This window comes from Sphingobacterium sp. SRCM116780 (assembly GCF_021442025.1).
Classification (GTDB): Bacteria; Bacteroidota; Bacteroidia; order Sphingobacteriales; family Sphingobacteriaceae; genus Sphingobacterium.
Genome location: NZ_CP090446.1, coordinates 2,069,643 through 2,093,168, shown reverse-complemented (window position 1 = coordinate 2,093,168; position 23,526 = coordinate 2,069,643). Strand labels below are relative to the sequence as shown.

The window sequence follows — 23,526 nt, the reverse complement described above, 5'->3', positions numbered from 1 at the left end:
AAATATCATGATAAATACAGTATTACCTCAAATTAAAAACGGAGATTCAACAAATTTCTTTTTAATGGCAGGGCCATGTGCGATAGAAGGGGAAGAAATTGCTTTGCGTATCGCTGAAAAAATAGTTACCATTACTGACCGATTAAATATCCCTTATATTTTTAAAGGTTCTTATCGGAAAGCAAATCGCTCACGCGTAGATTCCTTCACAGGTATTGGAGATGAACAAGCTTTGCGTATTTTAGAAAAGGTTGGAAAGACCTTTGGAATACCGACGGTTACCGATATTCATGAAAGCCATGAAGCGGAATTGGCAGCAGCTTATGTTGATGTACTGCAAATTCCTGCTTTTCTTTGTCGCCAAACAGAATTACTTGTTGCTGCAGCGAAGACTGGTAAAGTGGTTAACATTAAAAAAGGACAGTTTTTGAATGCAGGTTCGATGAAATTTGCTGTTGATAAAGTCATCGATTCAGGAAATACAAAGGTAATGTTAACGGATCGTGGAAATACGTTCGGATATCAGGATTTAATCGTTGATTTTAGAGGGATTCCAGAGATGAAAAGCTTTGGCGTACCTACCATTATGGATTGTACACATTCCTTACAGCAGCCGAATCAAACATCTGGTGTAACGGGAGGTAAACCTGAATTGATCGAAACAATTGCAAAAGCGGCAATTGCAGTAGGAGCTGATGGTTTATTTATTGAAACTCATCCTGATCCGGCAAATGCAAAATCTGATGGCGCTAATATGCTGCATCTAGATTATTTAGAAGGATTGATGGAAAAATTAATCCGTATTAGACAGGCTATTATTTAGTTTTATCTAAATCTCTTATAAAAAAGGTTATCGTGCATGAGTGCGATAACCTTTTTTGTTTTTCGTTGTAGAAAAATAGGATTATTATTTTTACTCAATTACCAAGCTATTGCTAATAGCTTGAGCAACCCAAACACCAGTACTGAAGCACGCTTGTAGCAAATATCCTCCAGTGGGGGCTTCCCAGTCAATCATTTCTCCGGCACAATATATAGTTGGGAATTTATGAAAGGCGAGGCGCTCATCGAGTTCAGCAAAAGATACACCACCTGCTGTAGAAATAACCTCATCAATAGGTCTTAAGCTCAAAATTTGGATAGGAAACTTTTTAATCGCTTGTGCTAATGTTATAGGGTCTGTGAAAGTAGCTTTATCTAAGTTTTTCAATACTGTTAACGCAGTAGACGAGAGCTTTAACTTATTTTTTAAGATTGAACTCACATTGCCCTCACTTTGTAGTTGTTCTAAAATGTCAATTTCAGACATATGAGGTTTAAGATCGATATGAAGAAATAGTGGGAACTCGTGATTTCGAGTATAACGGTTCATGTAATAAATAGGACTTCCTTCTATTCCATATTTCGTAAATACGATCTCACCGAGTTTCCTTTGGTCGCCAAAAGAAATCGATATATTTTTGAGAACTTGCCCTTCTAGATTCTTAAAAGGGGCTATCATGTTATAACCTGAGTTAGCTGATTGAAGCGCTGTTATTGCTATGTTTTTATTTTTTAAAATAGCGATCCATGCTGCGTCTGAGCCTGTTTTTTTCCAAGAGCCACCCCCTAAAGCTAATATAAGTTTTTGATAGTTTCTATTAACGATAATACCATCGGATTCAAATGTTGCTGATTGCTTATCAAAATCAAGCCATGTATATCCATAATGAATACTAACACCCAACTGTTGAAGATGATCTAGCCAGGCTTGTAAAACTTGTATAGGTTTAGTATTTTTTGATGGAAATATCTTTCCTGAGCTTCCGACGTAAGTAGATATTCCAATAGAGGACAACCATTGGATTGTCGCTTCATTATCAAATGATTGCACGATCTTCTTGATCTCGAGGGCATCATACTTTTGAATGAACGTATCTATGGGTTCATTGTGGGTAAGATTGAAACCACCATGTCCAGCAACTAAAAATTTTCTTGCTGCAGCTTTATTTTTTTCATATATATGTACTCGATAACCTTTCAATGCTAATTGCTGAGCGGCCATCAATCCAGCAGGACCAGCACCAATAATGATAATAGGATCTTCATTCATATGGCAACAAAAATAATCATTTTGTCACTAGGAAGAGTGTTTGTTTACTTGGAAATAAAAAGAGGATTATTTTTTCAAATCTTCTTTATACAATAGGGGTTGTTCTTATGGTGTTCCAGCGATATAGATGTACTGCAGTTTATTTTCTTTAAAAACCCATATCGAAGAATAATATTGTGATCCGTCCCCTCCATCAGCCTTTAGATAGTAGTAAGTGTCATTTTTATAGACTTTCCAGTCTCTCGTATTTGGTTGAAAAAAATTATGATAATAAATGGTCTGAATTTTTTCCTCTTTACCATTCCAAATAACTGCAGCATCTTCAATAGTAGATAAACCTTCTTTTGGAATATTTCCTGCTACTCCCAATGGTAGTTTTCCGTACATGCTGATGAATTGATCTCCTTTAAATATGGCATTTTCAGTGGGGAAGAAGTTATGTCCGATTAATAACTCAAGACAAAAATGATGATCTTTAAAGATCATTTCGATAGGATCTTCTACTAAAGGGACAGTATTTATTAAGTTTTTGATACGGGATTGATGTATCCAACCTTTTTTTATCTCATTTTCATATTGATAGATCTTACTATTTTTTGTTTTTGTACCGTATGCTGGATATTCAATGGGTACCATATTGTTTTTTATTGCTAATGTCGCTGATATGGTAAATACCTGATTGTTTAAAAGGCGGTCAATAATCTTTCCATTTTGGTCTCGAATATTGCTGTAACCATCATGATCATGGATGACATATAATTCTTGTGCCTTACTGAAAGGCATATATAGTATTGTAATGAATAAAATGAAGAGTAATCTCATACTTTATTTAGCATTTGTAATGACAGAATAATATACGCCCATGTTTAATAGTTAGTTTGCCGATATAACATAATCAATATGAAGATAGTCATTCAGCGTTGGATCAACAGCATAGGAGATTTCATTATTTTTATTTTTGATGAGTACATAATCATGATCTGCGAAAAAAGGAGAGTCAAAATAATGATGAATATTATTGCTCAAAAAGGATAATTGACCAATTTGCTGTTTTGCTTCCCAATTGTTAATCAAGTTATATTTTTTTAAAAGGTAATTACAGGTGGTCGTAAAGAATGCCGCATATCCCACGCAATGAGCATTTTTAGTATATAAAAGTTTATTTGGGTTATTTTCGTTTTTGGAGAAACTAAAATTTAGTCGTTTAGCAGTAATCGATAATGACAATTCGATAACCTCTTGAATGTTTAATTCTTTTTTATCTATACTGCAACTATCGATGTACGTTGTAAGTTCGCTGTTTGTTGAGGTATAGTTTTGACGTTTGCCAATTGATTTATAGGTAATCAAATGCCTATAAATCCATCCACGAAATAGAAGGCCAATTAGAACGAGCACCAGGATGCTTATTATTATTCCTTTTATCACTTTCATTTGTAAATATAATCGAACTTGGTGATTTTTTCGTTTAATTCAAACAAAATTAATAGTATAAATTTTGTTTCCTATTCTCTCTGCACATTTCTGGTAAAAAGGAAAGTTTGAAGTGTCGAAAAGCTTTCTAAAGAAACTTGATACACAAAAGGAACGAGAAGTCAACTCATGATCAGTTTTTTAAAATTGGTTTAACCTATACTTTCAATTGCATTGAGGAGAGTAAACTTACAGAAGAACAAACTTGCGATGTTATTAAAACAAACAGTATTGGTACTTCAAAATATAAGATCTAATGTGACCGATTAAAATTGAATATAATTGTCCGTATCTGAACATCGAATTTGTAAAGTGTTCGTATCCGTACATCGTATTTGAAAAGAAAATCGTCACAAAGCCGTAAATAAGGCTAATAAAGCATATAAAGTGATATTGAGACAAATGGTATGGTATTTGGCACGCATCATTAAAATTAATCTTATGTTCTCGAACTACTTGAAGATCGCTTTCCGTATTCTTTGGCACAACAAGACTTATGTAATTCTCAACATTGTAGGCTTGGGTTTTGCCATTGCATGTTGTATTCTGTCTTATCTCAACTACAATTACAGGGAGAATTTCGACCAGAATCATGCGAGTTCCAAACAGATTTACCGATTAAACACCACTCGCGTGGTAGAAGGCAGTAAACAGTCCTGGGGTGTTGTACCTTTATCATTGGCAGAGACAGTGTTGAAAGAAAAAACTGGGAATGATCGGATTGCTCGGCTTGGTAATACTTCTGTTATTGTAAAAATCGGAGAGCATACTTTCGATGAGCATGTTCATTATGCTGACAAAACCCTATTTGATTTTTTTAACTTTCCTCTAAAATATGGTAACCTGTCTAGCTTTGACCAATCTAACCAGTTAATCATTAGCGAAGCTCTTGCAAATAAATACTTTCCGAAACAAATGCCTGTAGGTAGATCTCTGACGCTTATCGGACCAGAAGGTAATCCAATGATCTATACAATCGCTGCTGTAACGCAGCAAATCCCAGCTAATTCAAGTATTCAGTTCGATATCATTACATCTTTTGAAAATGAATTTATTCATGGACGATCGACATCTGATGACTGGGCAAATCAGGGCCTCATTACAACATTTGTTGAATTAGAAAATGCTAATGCGATCCGTTCCGTAACGGTTAATCTGAATCCCTATGTAGCACTTCACAATCATCATCGTAAAGATTGGCTAATAGAAGGCTTTACTTTGCAACCTTTTTCTGAACTGGCGACCAGTTCGGATATTGATATGTCTGGATATGTATATGGAAGTCAACTAACAACCAATCCTCGTGGTGTACTCGTTATCGTTCCAGCTATCATGTCGCTGTTTATTTTGCTGATTACCTGTTTTAATTTTACCAATATTTCCATTGCATTTGCTAGTAGTCGGTTAAAGGAAATAGGTATTAGAAAAGTGATTGGAGGTTTGAAACGTCAGTTAATCTGGCAGTTCTTGACCGAGAACATCGTACTTTGTCTGTTAGCAGCCATATTAGCACTGTTGTTTGTCCACTTATTATTACCAACTGTTAATCAGCTTACTGGCTTTGATCTTTCACCTAACTATGGTAGGGATTATGGTTTTTGGCTATTCCTGCTATGCATACCCGCTATCAGTGCCATCCTTTCTGGGTTATATCCAGCTGTGTATGTGAGTTCCTTTCAACCAGTGCAGATCCTTAAAGGAAAAACTGCTCTTGGTGCTTCCAGTCGGTTTACACGTTTCTTATTGATTTCACAGTTCAGTTTGTCGTGTTTTGCATTGGTGGTAGGTATTGTGATGACTCAGAATGTTTCGTTTCAAGAGAAAGCTGATTTTGGTTATAGCATAAATGAGGTGGCGGTGGTAGAAATTAGTACCCCACAGCAATATCTTGTTTTCAGCAAGGCCGTTCAGCAAAATCCAGAAATTAAAGGTGTAGCGGGAAGTGTTCAGCAAATAGGTGATGGCACTTATACCCAAACCATCAAAAATGAGAATAACGAAATACAAGCACAAGTCGCCCAGGTTGGAGGTGAAGCTTATCTTAATACTATGGGTATTCGTTTAGTGCAGGGACGTCATTTTTACAATACTGGTGCAGATGTGGATGCATCTATCATAGTCAATGAGACTTTTCTGCAAAGATTGCAGCTAAAACAACCGCTAGGCAAGCAAGTAACCTTAGATAGCGTACACTATACGATTGTTGGGGTTGTAAGTGATTACAAAGAATATGGTTTGCACGGTCTTGTACCTCCTTGTGTGCTACGCATGGCTAAACCAGAAGATTATAAGTTTATGGTTATTCGCACAGATAAAAATAACTTGATGCAAGTTACCAAAGACTTACAGTCCTCTTGGCATCAACTCGTACCCAATGTCCCATATCGGAGTTATCTACAGTCGGATTTAATTGAAAAAGAAGTCCGTATGACGCAAGCATTTAAGTCAATAGCATTTTTTCTAGCGATTGTAACCTTACTGCTATCAGCATCAGGGTTGTTTGCACAGATTTCTTTAAACGTTGATAAACGAAGTAAAGAAATAGGTATTCGTAAAGTACTCGGTGCATCAATATTTCAAATCATTATTCTTGTTTGCCGAGAGTTTATACGAATTCTTCTCATTGCCTTTGTGATTGGTTCAACTTTAGGTTATTTGTTTACTAGCAAGTTTATTTTTCAAGTTATTTATCATTATCATCCTGCTGCCGGACTAGTGCCATATATTGGAACATTCCTGATTGTATTGCTTAGTTGCGGTGTAATTATTGGTACGAAGGTATTCAACACCAGCAAAGCAAATCCAATTAATAGATTACGTGCTGAGTAATATTGATTAGTGAGGTTATGAAAATTTTAGCCATTATAACCTAATCTATTGAAAATGAAAAACATGCCTGAATGGATAGAAAGACATAAAATAAAGGGAAAATATAATGGTTAATAAAATTCAAGTCTTCATAGCAGTAAACCATAACTTGCTTGCAAATGCATTATTTATAGGTAGGTTATAGTTTGCGCTATTTATCTTTATAATCTACAATAAAATACGGGAATAAATTTTCTGACCCCTCATACATTATTACATAAGTTATAGAATAAGAGGATATACATTTATTTATCTTCATTTTAATCGTAAATATTTATGTAGATTAATTTGAATATTAGTATTGGCTTTATATTAAGTTATTAACCTACAATTTTGTTTGTCCGCTGATAAATCTTGGATATGTACGTAATGCTACTTGTTTATTGGATCGCATAGTGTTAATCGTATTTCAAATATTGCTACCTAAAAACAAATAATATGAAATATACAATTACAATGCTACTCTTTTCTATTAGACTTTATTAAGACCAAACCTCTTCAGGAATCCTTGTTGACGAATTTTTGTAGTTTAGTATAGTTCTTCAATGAAAATAGATATATTAAATTTAAAACTGCTTAGATCGTTTAATAAAAAACCATAATATGAACTTGAGAGAAGCAATTGTAGGAGATATAAAGCAGATTCAAAGAGTAAGGAATTCTGTAAAGGAAAATATGTTATCGGATCCGAATCTTGTGTCGGATCAAGACTGTGAGGAATTTATTACAAAAAGAGGAAAAGGCTGGGTTTACCAAATAGAAGATCAGATTGTTGGATTTTCGATCATTGGCCTACAGGAAAATAATGTCTGGGCATTATTTGTTCATCCCGATTTTGACAGACAAGGTATCGGTAAACAGCTGCATGATGTAATGCTTAATTGGTATTTCAGTAAAACTGTTGAACATGTTTGGTTAGGTACTGCTCCGAATACAAGAGCAGAGACATTTTACCGTAAATTAGGTTGGACAGAAATCGGTACTCATGGAAAAGGTGAAGTGAAATTTCAAATGACTGCCGAAAATTGGAAAATCTTAAAGTCTGATCAACAATAATTTTTGAGGATAGCTAATGAAATAAAAGAACGTTAACTATTACCAATATTGACGCACAAGAAATTTCATTTTTATAAAACGAAAAAAAACAATCTAAGTAAGGCTTTTTGTTTTGTCTCAATCAAAAGTCCTTGAAAGTCCATGTAAGTCCTTTAAAGTCCATAGAAGTGCCAACAATGTTCGGTACTTATTCGTACATACTACGATGCATATACAGTTGTGTCTTAGCCGACCTGTGATAGGTGTAAGGTCTCCATTCCATATATCTTCAAGAACAAGGCAAGTAAAACTCTTTCCCCAACCAAAGTGTAGTCAAGTCAGTTTTGAACCCCTTTCAGAACCAACTTGAACAATAACTGAAACCTACTCAAAAAACAGTCGATCGACAGTTGTTCTAAACTCATCCTATAGTCGTACTACAGATCGCTATAAAGGTATACACGTATCAACTTAACATGCTTAACCTGCAATTTATCTGTGCAAATCATCTGCTATGATGGTTCTTCTCGAAGAAACGCTTTTACAACGCCTAGCATATGCTTTATCCCTGCTTTATCCACACTTCATCCTCGGCTCAGGAGTATGGTTTTACAAGTAATAATCAGCTTGGTTAGTACAATCATGGATTTTAAACTCAGATAAAATCCATGAATGATTGAAGAAGACAGAAGATTTATTGGATGCTCTTCTCTCAGATAGCTATATTTTCTATCAAAAATGAGAAAAAGCATTAAAGATTATATGATTTATAAAGCTACTTGACCAACACCTTGTAAGTTTTTTCGAGGTATCTGAAATTAGAATGAAACTGTATGCTTAAAAGTATTCCCGCCAACAATTCCACTTGATCCGAGGCTTCAAGACAAAATAAAGCCATTCACTTCGTTCATTATTTTTTGTTGTTTATATACTTTTTGTTAAAACTTGCGTTTACAAACGTATATAAACAATAAAACCCGACTATTGTCGGGCTTTATTTTGTCTTGGCGGAAGAGGCGGATTACTCCATGATCCCTGAAGGGGGAGGCTTCAATACAAAATAAAGCCATTCACTTCGTTCATTATTTTTGTTGTCATATACTTTTTGTTAAAACTTGCGTTTACAAACGTATATAAACAACAAAACCCGACTATCGTCGGGCTTTATTTTGTCTTGGCGGAAGAGGCGGGATTCGAACCCGCGGTACCGTTTCCAGTACGACAGTTTAGCAAACTGTTCCTTTCGGCCACTCAGGCACCCTTCCGTGTTTTGACAATGCAAACATAAAGCAATTATTTTATTTTGCAAAGCGTATTTTATAAAAAAACATAAAAATAAGATAAGCTCTTAGTAAGCTATTGTCTGTCAATTTATTGCTGCTGTAATAAAATTCAATTATTTTTTCTTACTTAAATCGTAATCCACGCGCACATGATAAATACTCTTTAACATGGCTTTAAATATATGTGCTGATTCTGTAATTTCTTTTAATGTAATATTACTGTTTGCAAATTGATTGAGCTTCAATTTGTGCTCAATGATTTTATCTACTAATTTGTTGATAGACTCTTCAGTGTGTTCTTTTAATGCTCTAGAAGCCGCTTCAACCGAGTCTGCCATCATCAAAACAGCCGTTTCTTTGGAGAATGGGATAGGACCTGGATACTGATATAAGCTTTCATCAACCAGCTTGTCAGGGTTGTTTTTAATAAATAGATTATAAAAATAATCAACTTGTGTCGTGCCATGATGCGTTTTGATAAAATCTATAATCACATCTGGTAGTTGATTTTTCTTAGCGATCTCCACACCTTTGATCACATGGGAAATAATAATCTGTGCACTTTGTTCTGGTGATAGTTCATCGTGTGGATTCTTTTCCGTTTTTTGATTCTCAATGAAGAATTGTGGACTTGTCATTTTACCAATATCATGATAAAGTGCTCCTGCTCTAACTAATAATGGATTGCCACCAATTCGATAAATTGCAGCTTCAGCTAAATTTGCAACTTGAAGTGAATGCTGGAAAGTACCTGGAGCTTTAAATGAAAGTTCTCGAAGTAATTTTGAATTACTATTTGTTAGCTCCATTAATGTCAAATCAGATACAATTCCAAATAATTTTTCAAAAGCATATACCAATGGATAAGCCATTAAGGTGATCATCACACTCACAATAAATGGCACAATGTCCATTAAATTAATGGTGCTTAAGGAGCCATTTCGAGTCAACAAGAGTCCAAAGTATGCAGTGAGATAAGTGGCTAATATGATGGCAGATGAAATGAAGAATTGTTCCCTTTTAACTAATGACTTAATGCTGTAAATGGCTACTATTCCTGCCATGAATTGTAAGAATACAAATTCATATGAATTTGGAACAAATAGGGCCGCCAATAGCACCATGAGGAGGTGTATATTGAGCGCAACTCTAGAGTCAAATAGAATACGAATGATAATAGGAACGGAACAAAAGGGAATATAATATAGATTTGGAATTTTTATTTTAATGGCCCATGACAATACGGCAAGCATCCCTATGATCACAATCATAATGATGGTTAATAGTCGGTTATTATAATAGATGTCTTTTCTGAAAAGATATAGGAATATCATTAAAATGAACAGAGCAAGAGAGATGATTAAAAATTGTCCAAGGGTAACATAAGTTTGGTTTCCAGATATTTTACCTTCATCTTCATATATTTTCCGTAAGGATTCTAATTTTTGATAAGTTTCATTGCTGATTATTTTGTCTTTTTCAGCAATGAGTTCTCCCTTTTGTACAACCCCTCTAGTGGAAGAAATATTGGCCAGTGCATTTTGTTCTAAACGTTCTGTCTGTTGGTCATTGTAGACATAATTGAGGGTGATGTAATTTTTTAACGTTTCCAGTAACCACTTTTTGTATACAATTTTATTGGAATTGGTAAGTACAGAATTTGCATACTCGTACGATGACTCTATGGTATAACAATCAGCTGTGTTTTTTTGTGTGGCTACTTTATCTTGTATGAGCGTGAAATTATACTGTTTTGCAGCAAGACTTTTATCGTCGTTACGATTTTGAAATCTATTATTAAGCGATAAAATTCCACGGCTATACAAATGGGTTAAAATATCATTTCCGACAGCACGGTAATCTTGAATTTTCTGAGGTGTTGTGTCTAATTTATTGGTTTGCCATTTTTCAGCTAAATCCGTTCCAAATTGATCAACCTGCTCTCTGCTTATGGTTTGATTAACATCATAAATAGGTTGTATAGTTTTAAGAATATTTTTCTTGTCCTCATTTAACTCTTCTTGTGTTTTAAGAATCGCAAAATTATAAGGGGAAATTAAGTTCTCATGATTCCAAACTTTACCTTTTTGAAATTCGTAACGAAAACGAGCTTGTTTTGGTAGGAAAATACAAATAAGAATAATGGTCGCTAGTATTAAACCTATTTTGCTAATGAGGTTCAAACTGCTGTCGGTTTCGCGTTTATATTTAATTTTTAATCTACTCACAGAAATGAATTGCTATTGGATAAAAAGAATTACTCAAACAAATGTACTTAAAAATGATCTATTATAAAGGCTATTATATATTGTAATCAGCAGGATATTTAATTTTTTTGATTTAAATTCGAACCATCCGCTAGACTTAATTATCTTTGTAAAAACAAATCAAAGACTCATGTCAAGTAAAAAGCATCTTATTGCACCTTCAGTTTTGGCTGCGGATTTCGCCAAATTGTATGATGATATTGTAATGGTAAACAAAAGTGAAGCCGATTGGTTTCATATCGATATCATGGATGGTGTATTTGTACCCAATATTTCTTTTGGTTTTCCTGTGATGCAGGCTATTGCTAAGCACGCTACAAAACCATTAGACGTACATCTAATGATTGTTGATCCAGATCGTTATCTACAAGTTTGTAAGGATTCTGGCGCTGAAATCATTACGGTACATTATGAAGCTTGTACACATTTGCACAGGACATTAGCTGCGATAAAAGAATTGGGCTGTAAAGCAGGAGTGGCATTAAATCCACATACATCCGTTTCTTTATTGGCAGATGTAATTGCAGATTTGGACTTGGTTTGTATAATGTCTGTTAACCCTGGTTTTGGGGGACAGAAATTTATCCAGAACACCTATAATAAAGTAAAACAGTTGCGCGCGATGGCAGCGGGAGTAAATGATGGATTATTGATTGAAATTGACGGGGGAGTAGGAGTCAGTAATGCAGGAGCTCTTTTGCAAGCGGGTGCTGATGTATTGGTTGCAGGTAATTCGGTATTTGCGGCATCTGATCCAACGCAAGCTATTGCTGATCTCAAAGCTGTTGATAGTCAGCTGAAAAGTATTTAATCAAAATAAAAATAATATTAAAAGGGGAAAATCAGACATGATTTTCCCCTTTTTTATACGCTTTGCTGACATAATATTTAATATAAGGGTCAAAATTTTCAAATCTTGTCAAGGTGTATTTTTAAAATGGTGAGGTACAAATGATTGTTTTTTAGAGGTTTATTTTCTTTTGTCAATGGAAAATAATTCTTGTTTAGAATATTTCCAAATTGAGGGAATAAATCTCAAGGATGGTTATTAACCATTGATTTTTAGTATTTTTGTACTAACATTTTATTGAAAATTGATCATTAAAATCAAGGAAGTGTGAAGCTAAATTTACGTGTCATCGTGTTACGCATGAAATGTTATTTTTTTGGCTTAATTTATTAAACTTGTGGTCGTATTAAAAAATAGCAATGTGTATTTTTTGAGCTACCTTTAACATATAAAAGACTGATAAACTATGAGTATTTACAACGATTACTTACAAGAGGTTGTAGAACGAAAAGATCAAGGATTAAATCCTAAACCAATTGATGGAGCAGAATTATTAAGTGAGGTTATTGCTCAAATTAAAGATCTAAATAACGAAAACAGAGCAGATTCTCTGAAGTTGTTTATTTACAATACCTTATCTGGTACGACTAGTGCAGCGGGTGTAAAAGCAACGTTTTTAAAAGAAATTATTCTAAGAAAAGAGGTAGTTGCAGAAATTACTCCAACTTACGCATTTGAGTTATTATCTCATATGAAAGGTGGTCCTTCTATCGAGGTGCTCTTAGATCTCGCGTTAGGTCATGATGTGGTTATTGCTAAGCAAGCTGCAGAAGTTCTTAAAACACAAGTTTTCCTTTATGAAGCAGACACAACGCGTTTAAAAAATGCTTTTACTAGTGGTAATGCAATTGCAAAAGAGATTCTTGAAAGTTATGCTCAAGCTGAATTTTTTACTAAACTACCAGAATTAGCAGAAGAAATAAAAGTGGTTACTTTTATCGCAGGTGAAGGTGATATTTCTACGGATTTATTATCTCCTGGTAACCAGGCACACTCTCGTTCGGATCGTGAGCTTCATGGTAAATGTATGATCACTCCAGAAGTGCAGCAAGAAATTAAAGCTTTACAGGCACAACACCCAGATGCTAGTGTGATGTTGATTGCTGAAAAAGGTACAATGGGAGTAGGTTCTTCTAGAATGTCTGGCGTAAACAATGTAGCGTTATGGACAGGTAAACAAGCGAGTCCTTATATTCCATTTGTCAATATTGCTCCAATCGTGGGTGGTACGAACGGTATTTCGCCAATTTTCCTTACTACAGTAGATGTTACGGGTGGTATTGGAATCGATCTTCAAAACTGGAAGAAAAAAGTTGATGCAAACGGTGATGTTATTCGTAATGAAAATAATGAACCGGTTTTAGAACAAGTTTACTCTGTTGCTACAGGTACTGTTCTTACCATCAATACAAAGACTGAAAAATTATATCATGGAGATCAAGAGTTAATCGACATCTCTAAAGCACTTACTCCTCAGAAAAGAGAGTTTATAAAAGCTGGAGGCTCGTATGCAATTGTATTTGGTAAGAAAATCCAAACATTTGCTGCTGAAGTTTTAGGTATTGAAATGCCAACTGTATTTGCTCCTTCTAAAGAAATTTCAGTTGAAAATCAGGGTCTAACAGCTGTTGAGAAAATATTCAATAATAACGCGGTAGGTAAAACTCCAGGAAAAGTGTTACACGCTGGTTCTGACGTTCGTGTTAAAGTGAACATCGTAGGTTCTCAAGATACTACAGGTTTAATGACCTCTCAAGAGTTAGAGGCAATGGCTGCAAAAGTCATTTCTCCAACAGTAGATGGTGCATACCAATCCGGATGTCACACAGCATCTGTATGGGACAAGAAAGCGCAAGCTAATATCCCTAAATTGATGAAGTTCATGAATGACTTCGGGTTAATCACAGCTCGTGATCCTAAAGGGGAATACCACGCTATGACAGACGTTATTCACAAAGTATTAAATGATATTACTATTGATGATTGGGCGATCATTATTGGTGGTGACTCACATACACGTATGTCAAAAGGTGTTGCTTTTGGAGCTGACTCAGGAACTGTTGCGTTAGCATTAGCGACTGGTGAAGCGTCTATGCCAATTCCAGAATCTGTAAAAGTAACATTTAAAGGTAACATGAAGCCATTCATGGATTTCCGTGATGTGGTTCATGCTACACAATCCCAAATGTTACAACAATTTGGTGGAGAGAATGTATTCCAAGGTAGAATTATCGAGGTGCATATCGGTACGCTTCTTGCCGATCAGGCATTTACATTTACGGATTGGACTGCAGAGATGAAAGCAAAAGCTTCTATCTGTATTTCTCAAGACGATACGTTAATTCAATCATTGGAAATCGCTAAGAACCGTATCCAAATCATGATTGATAAGGGTATGGAAAACAAAAATCAAGTATTACAGGGTCTAATTGATAAAGCTAATAAACGTATCGAAGAAATTAAAACGGGTGTAAAACCAGCTTTAACTCCAGATGCAAATGCTAAATATTATGCTGAGGTGGTTATTGATCTTGATATTATTGATGAACCAATGATTGCAGACCCTGATGTGAACAACGTTGATGTTTCTAAGCGTTATACGCATGATGCCATTAGAGAGTTGTCTTACTACGGTGGTGATAAAAAAGTAGATCTAGGTTTCGTAGGTTCTTGTATGGTGCACAAAGATGATTTAAAAATCGTTTCTCAAATGCTTAAGAACGTAGAGAAACAACTAGGTGAAGTTAAATTTAATGCACCTTTAGTTGTCGCTGCTCCAACTTACAACATCATTGATGAGTTGAAAGCAGAAGGAGATTGGGAATACTTACAGAAATATTCTGGTTTCGAATTTAGTGATATTTTACCAAAAAGTACAGCTCGTACGGAATACGAAAACATCATGTATTTAGAGCGTCCTGGTTGTAACCTTTGTATGGGTAATCAAGAAAAGGCTGCAAAAGGTGATACTGTAATGGCGACTTCTACACGTCTTTTCCAAGGTCGTGTGGTTGAAGACAGAGATGGTAAAAAAGGTGAATCTTTATTGGCATCTACTCCAGTTGTTGTGCTTTCTGCCATCTTAGGTAGAATTCCAAACATGGAAGAGTACAAAGCTGCTGTTGATGGTATCAACTTAACTAAATTTGCGCCTATTTCGACAAAGTAAAAACTAATATTTAATATTGACGTTTTAGTAATTAACTAGATAAATATCATAAATTAGAAATATATGGCTTTTGATATAGAAATGATTAAAAAGGTATATAGCCGTTATGAGGAACGTGTGAACGCTGCTCGTAAATTGGTGAATAAACCTTTGACCCTATCTGAGAAAATTTTATATACTCACTTATGGGATGGTAATGCAACTGAAACATACGATAGAGGAGTATCTTATGTAGACTTCGCTCCAGACCGTGTAGCGATGCAGGATGCAACTGCTCAAATGGCATTATTGCAGTTTATGCAAGCAGGTCGTGCACAAGCGGCTGTTCCTTCTACAGTACATTGTGATCACTTGATTCAAGCAAAAGCAGGTGCTGAAGTCGATTTACAAAGAGCAAATACGGAATCAAAAGAAGTTTTTAATTTCTTAGGTTCTGTTGCAAATAAATATGGTATCGGTTTCTGGAAACCAGGAGCAGGTATTATTCACCAAGTTGTATTGGAAAATTATGCTTTCCCTGGAGGTATGATGATCGGCACTGACTCTCATACTGTAAATGCTGGTGGTTTAGGTATGTTAGCTATAGGTGTTGGAGGTGCTGATGCATGTGATGTGATGGCTGGTTTACCTTGGGAGCTAAAATTCCCTAAATTGATCGGTATTAAATTGACCGGAAAATTAAGTGGTTGGACTGCTCCTAAAGATGTTATCTTGAAAGTTGCAGGTATCTTAACTGTAAAAGGTGGTACTGGTGCTATCGTAGAATATTTCGGTGAAGGTGCCACTTCTATGTCTTGTACTGGTAAAGGTACAATCTGTAACATGGGTGCTGAAATTGGTGCTACTACATCAACTTTTGGATATGACGAATCCATGGAACGTTATTTACGTGCTACTGATCGTGCCGATGTTGCTGATGCGGCAAATGCAATTAAAGAACACTTAACTGCTGATGCTGAGGTGTATGCAAACCCTGAATTATATTTTGATCAAGTGATTGAAATTAATTTATCTGAGTTGGAGCCTTCTTTGAATGGCCCTTTCACTCCGGATTTATATACACCTGTTTCACGTATGCGTGAAGAGGCTGCTAAAAATGGTTGGCCAACAAAAGTCGAGTGGGGACTGATCGGTTCATGTACCAACTCTTCTTATGAAGATTTGTCACGCGCAGCTTCAATTGCTAAACAAGCTATTGATAAAGGATTAGTAACAAAAGCTGAATTTGGTATCAATCCAGGTTCTGAGCAGGTTCGTTATACTGCAGATCGCGATGGTTTATTGAAAACTTTCGAAGATCTGAACGCAACTATCTTTACAAATGCTTGTGGTCCATGTATTGGTATGTGGGATCGTGTGGGTGCTGATAAACAAGAAAAAAATACAATTGTTCATTCGTTCAACCGTAACTTTGCAAAACGTGCTGATGGTAACCCAAATACTTTTGCTTTCGTAGCTTCTCCAGAATTGGTTGCTGCTATTGCAATCTCTGGTGATTTAGGTTTCAACCCATTAACAGATACATTAACAAATGCAAACGGTGAACAAGTTCGATTGGATCCTCCTACAGGTGATGAGTTACCAACAAAAGGATTTGACGTAGAAGATGCAGGTTACCAAGCTCCTGCTGCAGATGGTTCATCTGTAGTAATTGATGTTGATCCTAATTCTGATCGTCTTCAATTGTTAGCCCCGTTTGCTGCTTGGGAAGGTACGGACTTGAAGGGTTTGAAATTATTGATCAAAGCGAAAGGTAAATGTACTACTGACCATATTTCTATGGCTGGTCCTTGGTTGAAATATCGTGGTCACTTAGATAACATTTCCAACAATATGTTGATTGGTGCAGTTAACTATTTCAACGAAAAAACAGATTCAGTTAAAAATCAATTAACAGGTCAATACGGGCCAGTTCCTGCTACGCAACGTGCTTATAAAGCTGCTGGTGTTGGATCTATCGTAGTTGGTGATGAAAACTACGGTGAGGGATCTTCACGTGAACATGCTGCTATGGAACCTCGTCACTTAGGTGTACGTGCTGTATTGGTTAAATCTTTTGCTCGTATTCACGAGACGAACTTGAAGAAACAAGGGATGTTAGGTTTGACTTTTGCTAATAAAGAAGACTACGATAAAATACAAGAAAACGATACAATCGATATCTTAGGTTTAACAACATTCGCTCCAGGAAAACCATTAACTTTGGTATTTCATCATGCTGATGGAACTGAAGATCAAATCTTAGCAAACCATACTTACAATGCTCAACAGATTGAGTGGTTTAAAGAAGGCGGTGCTTTGAATATTATTCGCAAAAATCAAGTAAAATAACTTTAATTATTTGCTTATCAATTTATAACCCGGTACTTTTGTGCTGGGTTTTTTATGTACATGAATATGAATAAATTTTTATTAGCCTTAAGTGTGCTAACAGTGTCTGCTTCATCTTTATTCGCTCAAGATAATATTGCTGAAACTTCTTCAAAGCCAATTGCTAAGAGTATTTTTAATCCTAAGTATTCACGTACCCAAAGTAATGAGGGTAAGTTTTATTTTCATTGGGGCTATAATTTCTCTTCTTATGCTAAAAGTGATATCCGTTTCAAAGGAACGGGGTATGACTTCACATTATTGGATGTGAAAGCTGCGGATAGACCGACAAAGCTTTCCATGACCTATATTAATCCAGCAACGATTTCGATTCCGCAGTTTAATTTTCATTTTGGATATTTTATTAAAGACAATTATTCGATTTCATTAGGTTGGGACCATATGAAATATGTGGTTGATATTCCGCAGACCGTAAGAATTAAAGGACATATTAGTCCGGAAATATCTGAACCAGGTATTCCAACTGGTGGTATGGCTGGTACTTATAATGGTGAAGAGGTTACTTTAGTAGACTCAGTATTGAAATTTGAACATACTGACGGATACAATTTTGCCTCTGTTGCGTTAGAAAGACATGATGATATCTGGGTTTCGAGAACAGGAAAATCATATTTGTCGATGGAAACAGGTGCTGAACTAGGTTTATTGGTTCCGCGAACAGATGTGCGCTTATTTGGTGTAGGAGAGAATAATTTTTGGAATATTGCAGGTTATGGTGCAGCTGCAAAAGTAGGATTGCAATACCATTTCTTAAAATGGATGTATCTGCAAACAAGCTTTAAAACAGGATGGACAGATTTGAGTAATATTCGGACTACTGGTAGAAATAATATAGATAAAGCGAGTCAGTCGATTTGGTTCTTCGAAAATTATTGGGTATTAGGCTTTAAATTCTAAGAACAAAATCTTCTGATATTCCCTTTATCCATGCAAAATAAGAGAGGCTGATTTTTAAAATCAGCCTCTCTTATTTTAAATATCCGAAAGTTTAAAGCTTTCTTTTAATCGAATTCCTTTTTCGGTTTGTTGTAAGGTGCAACATGCATTTACGGAATCATGTTCTAAGAAAAGAATATGTTCTTGTTCTACAATTTCTTGCCAGTAGTTTTTTCTTTCCTCCATTGTTGTTAATGGGCGAACATCATAACCCATAACATAGGGAAGAGGGATGTGACCAACAGAAGGTAATAAATCGGCCATATATAAGATCGTTTTACCTTTGTATTGAATCTGTGGTAGCATCATGGATTCAGTATGTCCGTGAGCATATCTGATTTGGATAGCGGAACCAAATGGATTTGTTTCCTTTTCTACAAATTTTAATTGTCCACTTTCTTGGATTGGTTTTATATTTTCTTCTAAAAAAGAAGCTTTTTCTCTTGGATTCGGATTGACTGCCCAGTTCCAGTGTTCGGCATTACTCCAATAGTTTGCCTTGGTAAATGCAGGTCTTAATTTATCTCCCACTCGTGTTATTGCACCTCCACAATGGTCAAAATGTAAGTGCGTCAGGATCACATCGGTTATATCTTCTCTGTTGAAACCATACTTCGCTAAAGATTTGTCTATTGAATGATCACCATGTAAGTAATAATGACTAAAAAACTTTTCAGATTGCTTATCTCCAAGTCCAGTATCAATAAGAATTAATTTAGATCCTTCTTCAATTAATAATAACCGATTCGTCCATGTACACATATTATTTGCATCGGCTGGATTTGTTTTATGCCAAATTGATTTAGGAACTACCCCAAACATGGCACCTCCATCTAATTTAAAATTTTGAGTCTCAATTGTATATAGTTCCATGGTATCGTTCTTTTGAGTTCTTATGACGAATATACTAGTTTCGTTTTATAAAATAACCCTCTTAACAATAAGATAATAGGACTATTTTTTAGCGATCAATTCTGTATATAACGTATTCATACATGCTTGCAATAAAGGATTAAAATCAAATGTATCCGGAGGTATAGCACAACCATTCGTAATGACGACTATACCAAATTTTTCTTTTGGTTCAGAGAACATAGCACTGTAAAGTCCATATGCTGAGCCTGTATGTCCGATTAAGGTTTTATTCTGAATTATTTTGTCACTTACTCTTAGGGCAAGACCATATCCTTCATTAGAAGTGATTGGAATCTGCATAATTTTGGAACTACCCTTTTTAATAATTCGTTTGTTGGTCAATCCTTTACCATAATTCATGTGCATCATCATGTATTTGGCCAAATCAACAGCTGATATTTTCATTCCGCCAGTAGGGGAAAAGGCAGGGGTAGAATAACCTAGTTTGTAATTCTTTATTTCTTCAGATCTTGGATTGTAGGCTGAGGGTTGAGGAGAGAGTTGTTTGTTAACCGTATCGTATTCATAGAGTGTTACAAACTTAGTATTGTCTAAAGAATCTACGCAATATCCTGCATACAATTGCAGAGGATCAAGAATATGCTCTTTGATATATAGGTCAAATCGTTGTCCTGATAATCGTTCGATAACCGCTCCGATCATGTTAAAGTTTAGGTTGCAATATTCGTATTGTGTTCCTGGTTCATAATGATTATAAGAAATCGCATATTTATCCGATTTATCAGGATTGATGACATCCAAATCAAAATAACCGTTCTTATCATTGATACTAGAAGTATGTGATAGTACCATTTTTAGGGTTATTTTTTTATTAGGAAAATTTGGATTTCTGATTTTAAACCCAATTAAATCACTGAAATCATCGTCTAAGTGACATTTTTTCTGTTCTATTAATTGCATAATAGCTGTTGCTGAAAATGATTTAGAAATAGAGGCAATTCTGAAAATATCGTCATTCTTCAGCAGTTGAGCAGATTCTTTATTTTTCCACCCATAAGATTGGTTGTAAATAAGATGATTATCTTTTACAACAGCCACAGACAACCCCATCGTTTGATATTTATTCATGATAGCTATTATCTGTTGATCCACAGCAGACGTTTGTGCAAGTGCAGTATGATGGATAATGAATATCCAAATTAGGAAATTGACAAGGTGTTTTTTCATGATTTATAAATTAGTTCTGAAAGGTAAAAATAATTACGAACTCTTGTGGTAACAATTTGCATTTTTATGCTGTATGTGTGAAGAGTTGTGTAAGAAAAGGCTGTTTTGTTTCATGAATTATTTTTAGAAAATATTTAAGTCAACTAGCATCTTAATCTTATCAGTTTCAAAAAAAATAACCAACTAATGATTAACGCTGATTAATGGATCAAATTGAAAATCATCATAATAGGGACGTCGTGTTAATTTTTGTTTAGATATTTTGTTTATTTTTATTTAAAACAATTCTAAATAAAAGAAAAAAGATGTATGTTTGCATCCGAAATAAATAATCTAATAACATACAAATATGAAAAAGTCATACCTGGGATTGATATTAAGTCTAGGATTGGTAGGGGTACAATTGGATGCTGTTGCACAACATAACGGCATTCAAGGTAAGTTAAAAAATAAATCAGGAGAGCCAATAGAAGCTGCTACTATTACAGTAAAAGAATTGGGAAAATCTACATCAACCAATAGTGATGGTTCTTTTACATTTTCAAAGTTGCCTGATGGTGTTTATACAATCATTGTTAAAAGTTTAGGAAATGTAATTGATGAAGAAACAGTCAAAGTAGTGAATGGATCTTCCCATCATTTGAGTTTAGTTGGTGATATCAATGAATCTCAACTGGATCAAGTCGAAGTGCATGGTTATAATTCTCATAATAACAAGACTGTTTATATTGGTAAAAGTGGAATTCTTGATAAAGACTTACCGCAAAGTGTTCAAATTATCAATGAACAGGTGATCGCTGATCAGCAAGTCAATAGATTGAGCGATGCTTTAAAAAATGCGAATGGAGTTGCTATGGGAGCAAATCGAGGAGGGGTAAATGAAACCTTCTATGCCCGTGGATATAGTCTTGGAGCAAATAACATCTTCAAAAATGGAGCTCGCACAAACAATGGTGGATCAATTGAAGCAAGTACTTTAGAATCTGTTGAGATTTTGAAAGGTAGTTCTGCATTATTGTATGGTGGAGTTTCGGGTGGCGCTGTTGTAAATCTAGTAACAAAAAAACCAAAGTTTGAATATGGTGGCGAAGCTTCTATGCGTGTCGGTAGTTACGATTTTTATAAACCAACGGTTGATGTTTATGGACCTATCTCGGATAAAGTTGCTTTCCGGGTCATCGGTACGTATGAAAAAGCGGGTAGTTTCAGAGATCATGTAAATTCTAAACGATTATATGTTAACCCCTCTGTATTATACAAAATTAGTGATCGTACCGATTTAAATTTTGTATTTGATTATTTGAAAAGTGATTTTACGCCAGATTTTGGTATAGGATCTGTAGATGGTAAACTGAACAAAGGGGTAGGTCGTAACACTTTTTTAAATACAGTATGGGCATACAATAATACCAATTCTACAAATGGTCAAATTAACTTAAATCATAAATTTAATGATAATTGGAAATTAAATGCCATTGCTAGTTCCCAAAGTTATGATCGTGATTATTATGGATCAGATCGTATTCAAGCAAATGCAAATGGTATAGCTGCTCGAAATTTGACACGTTCAAAATCAGAAGAGTTAAGTTTCAATCAACAGTTGAATTTGACTGGAGAAGTGAAAACAGGTCATATTAAGCATAAAATTCTAATTGGTGCAGATGCCGATCAATCAAATACCAAGGCATATGCCTATACGATTGATAATTCTTTGAACATGCGAACAGTAACCTATGATAAAACTGGAGCACCAGTTATTACACCGGGAGCTGTATACGATAATATTAATGTTTTTGATATTGGATCAACTGTATATACCTATATTCCTAGTCATTTCGAAAATAATTTAGCAAATCCTAAGGTTCCAGTTCCTGAAGTAACAAAAACGGGGGCAAGAACAGATATGCCAGGGGCAGATTACTTAACGAGAACAACAACAAATATTTATCGCTATGGTGTTTTTGTTCAAGATTTAGTTGAATTAACAGAACAATTTAAAGTACTGGCTGGTTTACGTTACACCTATCAACGTACTCCATATGGAAAGAAATATACCTATGCAACAGATGTAACGGAGGATGTTAAGAACGTCGACATTAACAAAAACGAATTAGGGGCAAAGGTTGATCAAGCTTGGTCTCCAAAATTTGGTTTAATTTATCAACCTATACCTACTTCTAGTATTTACGTGACTTATGCAAATAACTTCACGTCAAATTCAGGTTATGATGTAAATTATCAACCAATGGGTCCTTCAACAATTGATCAATACGAAGCTGGGGTTAAAAATGATTTCTTCAATGGTCGTTTAACAGCAAATGTAGCTTGGTATAGAATCAACAATAATAAGTTTGCACAACAGTTATTAGTAAAACCTGATGGAACGGATAACGGAGATACTAATATGAAGAAATTTACAGGTAAAACTGCTTCTGATGGTGTTGAAATTGATGTGACAGGTTCTCTTTTTCCAGGTTTAGATATCTTAGCAGGTTATTCTTATAACTATATGCGTTATACAGAAACAAGCCCTATTACGAAGATTACAACTGTTGTAGATGGCACACCAAAAGTAACAGAAGTTTCTGGCAACCAAGAAGATGTTCGTCTGGTAGGAACAACTGCACATACTGCCAATGGAACAATATTCTATACCTTACAAAATGGTGGAGCTAAAGGTTTGAAATTGGGTGTATCTGCATTCTATACAGGCAGGAGAAATGCAGGATGGAATAACACGAAGATTAATGAAAGAGACGGTGTTGATCGTTTGATTACTGTTAGTCCATTTACAACGGTCGATCTATCGGCTGGTTATGCTTTTAAAAACTGGAGTATTTTAGCAAAAATGTCCAATATCAACAATGCTTTCAATTATTATATTCATGAAAACTATAGTGTGAATCCAATTCCACCTAGAAGTTTTATGACGACATTAACGTATAAATTTTAATAAGTTTTGTTTGTTTAGTTTAGAAAAAGGGCTTTAAAAAGCCCTTTTTTTATTGAAGTTAATTTTAATACTTTATCAAGTATAACAGGTACATTCGGGGTTCGAT

General features: G+C 35.1%; 14 protein-coding genes and 1 tRNA gene. 8 read left to right on the top strand and 7 right to left on the bottom strand.

Annotated elements, in window-relative coordinates; all coding sequences use genetic code 11:
* Nucleotides 1-7: 7 nt before the first annotated feature.
* Nucleotides 8-823: a 3-deoxy-8-phosphooctulonate synthase gene (gene kdsA / locus LZQ00_RS09105; RefSeq protein WP_234514735.1), complete on the top strand. Its 816-nt coding sequence runs from the start codon at nt 8-10 to the stop codon at nt 821-823.
* Between the two features lie 90 nt (nt 824-913).
* Here the strand turns inward: kdsA and LZQ00_RS09100 are convergent, their stop codons facing one another.
* From LZQ00_RS09100 to LZQ00_RS09090, 3 genes are all read right to left on the bottom strand, one after another.
* On the bottom strand, nt 914-2,092 hold the full coding sequence (locus tag LZQ00_RS09100; protein ID WP_234514734.1) for an NAD(P)/FAD-dependent oxidoreductase: 1,179 nt from the start codon (nt 2,090-2,092) through the stop codon (nt 914-916).
* Nucleotides 2,093-2,197: 105 nt separating this feature from the next.
* Nucleotides 2,198-2,875, bottom strand: a complete 678-nt coding sequence (locus tag LZQ00_RS09095; protein ID WP_234514733.1) for a hypothetical protein — start codon at nt 2,873-2,875, stop codon at nt 2,198-2,200.
* Between the two features lie 90 nt (nt 2,876-2,965).
* The gene (locus LZQ00_RS09090) at nt 2,966-3,526 is read right to left on the bottom strand and encodes a hypothetical protein (RefSeq protein WP_234514732.1); all 561 of its coding nucleotides are present in this window, start codon (nt 3,524-3,526) and stop codon (nt 2,966-2,968) included.
* 426 nt (nt 3,527-3,952) lie between these two features.
* Here LZQ00_RS09090 and LZQ00_RS09085 point away from each other — a divergent pair, with 426 nt between their 5' ends.
* Nucleotides 3,953-6,394 carry an ABC transporter permease gene (locus LZQ00_RS09085; RefSeq protein ID WP_234514730.1) on the top strand — a complete coding sequence of 814 codons (2,442 nt, stop codon included), beginning with the start codon at nt 3,953-3,955 and terminating at the stop codon, nt 6,392-6,394.
* A gap of 642 nt (nt 6,395-7,036) precedes the next feature.
* Complete coding sequence (locus tag LZQ00_RS09080) at nt 7,037-7,489, top strand: GNAT family N-acetyltransferase (RefSeq protein ID WP_234514729.1); 453 nt, start codon at nt 7,037-7,039, stop codon at nt 7,487-7,489.
* 1,154 nt (nt 7,490-8,643) lie between these two features.
* Here LZQ00_RS09080 and LZQ00_RS09075 read toward each other — a convergent pair.
* Nucleotides 8,644-8,733: transfer RNA gene (locus LZQ00_RS09075), tRNA-Ser, on the bottom strand.
* 131 nt (nt 8,734-8,864) lie between these two features.
* On the bottom strand, nt 8,865-10,979 hold the full coding sequence (locus LZQ00_RS09070) for an HD family phosphohydrolase (protein ID WP_234514727.1): 2,115 nt from the start codon (nt 10,977-10,979) through the stop codon (nt 8,865-8,867).
* Between the two features lie 169 nt (nt 10,980-11,148).
* Here LZQ00_RS09070 and rpe point away from each other — a divergent pair, with 169 nt between their 5' ends.
* The 4 genes from rpe (at nt 11,149) to LZQ00_RS09050 (ending at nt 18,325) form a co-directional block, all read left to right on the top strand.
* A complete protein-coding gene (gene rpe / locus LZQ00_RS09065; protein ID WP_234514726.1) occupies nt 11,149-11,829 on the top strand; it encodes a ribulose-phosphate 3-epimerase in 681 nt (226 codons plus the stop codon).
* 445 nt (nt 11,830-12,274) lie between these two features.
* A complete protein-coding gene (locus LZQ00_RS09060; RefSeq protein WP_234514725.1) occupies nt 12,275-15,037 on the top strand; it encodes a bifunctional aconitate hydratase 2/2-methylisocitrate dehydratase in 2,763 nt (920 codons plus the stop codon).
* 63 nt (nt 15,038-15,100) lie between these two features.
* A complete protein-coding gene (locus LZQ00_RS09055) occupies nt 15,101-17,368 on the top strand; it encodes an aconitate hydratase (RefSeq protein WP_234514724.1) in 2,268 nt (755 codons plus the stop codon).
* A gap of 66 nt (nt 17,369-17,434) precedes the next feature.
* Complete coding sequence (locus LZQ00_RS09050; protein ID WP_234514723.1) at nt 17,435-18,325, top strand: hypothetical protein; 891 nt, start codon at nt 17,435-17,437, stop codon at nt 18,323-18,325.
* A 75-nt stretch (nt 18,326-18,400) separates the two neighbouring features.
* Here LZQ00_RS09050 and LZQ00_RS09045 read toward each other — a convergent pair whose 3' ends face one another.
* The gene (locus LZQ00_RS09045; protein WP_234514722.1) at nt 18,401-19,237 is read right to left on the bottom strand and encodes an MBL fold metallo-hydrolase; all 837 of its coding nucleotides are present in this window, start codon (nt 19,235-19,237) and stop codon (nt 18,401-18,403) included.
* Between the two features lie 81 nt (nt 19,238-19,318).
* The gene (locus LZQ00_RS09040; RefSeq protein WP_234514721.1) at nt 19,319-20,467 is read right to left on the bottom strand and encodes a serine hydrolase domain-containing protein; all 1,149 of its coding nucleotides are present in this window, start codon (nt 20,465-20,467) and stop codon (nt 19,319-19,321) included.
* 349 nt (nt 20,468-20,816) lie between these two features.
* On the opposite strand from LZQ00_RS09040, the gene LZQ00_RS09035 reads away from it, so the two are divergent.
* A complete protein-coding gene (locus tag LZQ00_RS09035) occupies nt 20,817-23,420 on the top strand; it encodes a TonB-dependent receptor (protein WP_234514720.1) in 2,604 nt (867 codons plus the stop codon).
* Nucleotides 23,421-23,526: the final 106 nt, after the last annotated feature.

Excerpts from the sequence above, each read along its gene's own strand:
- kdsA (WP_234514735.1), top strand. The coding sequence starts at position 8 with ATGATAAATACAGTATTACCTCAAATTAAAAACGGAGATTCAACAAAT.
- LZQ00_RS09100 (WP_234514734.1), bottom strand. The coding sequence starts at position 2,092 with ATGAATGAAGATCCTATTATCATTATTGGTGCTGGTCCTGCTGGATTG.
- LZQ00_RS09095 (WP_234514733.1), bottom strand. The coding sequence starts at position 2,875 with ATGCCTTTCAGTAAGGCACAAGAATTATATGTCATCCATGATCATGAT.
- LZQ00_RS09090 (WP_234514732.1), bottom strand. The coding sequence starts at position 3,526 with ATGAAAGTGATAAAAGGAATAATAATAAGCATCCTGGTGCTCGTTCTA.
- LZQ00_RS09080 (WP_234514729.1), top strand. The coding sequence starts at position 7,037 with ATGAACTTGAGAGAAGCAATTGTAGGAGATATAAAGCAGATTCAAAGA.
- rpe (WP_234514726.1), top strand. The coding sequence starts at position 11,149 with ATGTCAAGTAAAAAGCATCTTATTGCACCTTCAGTTTTGGCTGCGGAT.
- LZQ00_RS09060 (WP_234514725.1), top strand. The coding sequence starts at position 12,275 with ATGAGTATTTACAACGATTACTTACAAGAGGTTGTAGAACGAAAAGAT.
- LZQ00_RS09055 (WP_234514724.1), top strand. The coding sequence starts at position 15,101 with ATGGCTTTTGATATAGAAATGATTAAAAAGGTATATAGCCGTTATGAG.
- LZQ00_RS09050 (WP_234514723.1), top strand. The coding sequence starts at position 17,435 with ATGAATAAATTTTTATTAGCCTTAAGTGTGCTAACAGTGTCTGCTTCA.
- LZQ00_RS09045 (WP_234514722.1), bottom strand. The coding sequence starts at position 19,237 with ATGGAACTATATACAATTGAGACTCAAAATTTTAAATTAGATGGAGGT.
- LZQ00_RS09040 (WP_234514721.1), bottom strand. The coding sequence starts at position 20,467 with ATGAAAAAACACCTTGTCAATTTCCTAATTTGGATATTCATTATCCAT.
- LZQ00_RS09035 (WP_234514720.1), top strand. The coding sequence starts at position 20,817 with ATGAAAAAGTCATACCTGGGATTGATATTAAGTCTAGGATTGGTAGGG.